This is a genomic window from Phycicoccus sp. DTK01 (assembly GCF_017312765.1).
In the GTDB taxonomy this organism is placed as follows: Bacteria; Actinomycetota; Actinomycetes; order Actinomycetales; family Dermatophilaceae; genus Phycicoccus; species Phycicoccus jejuensis.
This window is the reverse complement of the sequence record NZ_BOPU01000046.1, coordinates 1-297: the sequence shown is the minus strand read 5'-3', so window position 1 is coordinate 297 and position 297 is coordinate 1. Positions and strand designations below refer to the sequence as shown.

The window sequence follows — 297 nt, the reverse complement described above, 5'->3', positions numbered from 1 at the left end:
ATCGACTACGGCTTCGCTGAAGCCAAGACGACCTACGGCATCATCGGCACCAAGGTCTGGATCTACAAGGGCGAGGTGTTCGACTTCTCGCAGGTGGGCCAGGAGAAGCAGGAAGAAGCGCCGCGTGCAGAGCGCAGCGAGCGTCCGGCCCGTCCGGCGCGCGCCAACCGCGAGGCGAGGGACTAAGCCATGTTGCAACCCAAGCGAACCAAGTACCGCAAGGTACACAAGGGCCGCAATGAAGGCCTGAGCTGGAACGGCAATGCCGTCAGCTTCGGCGGGTACGGCCTGTAGGCG

2 pseudogenes are annotated in these 297 nt (G+C 63.6%); both read left to right on the top strand.

Annotated elements, in window-relative coordinates:
* Positions 1–186 (top strand): annotated as a pseudogene (locus J3473_RS19885) (30S ribosomal protein S3); the annotation flags it as partial.
* 3 nt (positions 187–189) lie between these two features.
* Positions 190–291: pseudogene (gene rplP / locus J3473_RS19310) on the top strand (50S ribosomal protein L16); the annotation flags it as partial.
* Positions 292–297: the final 6 nt, after the last annotated feature.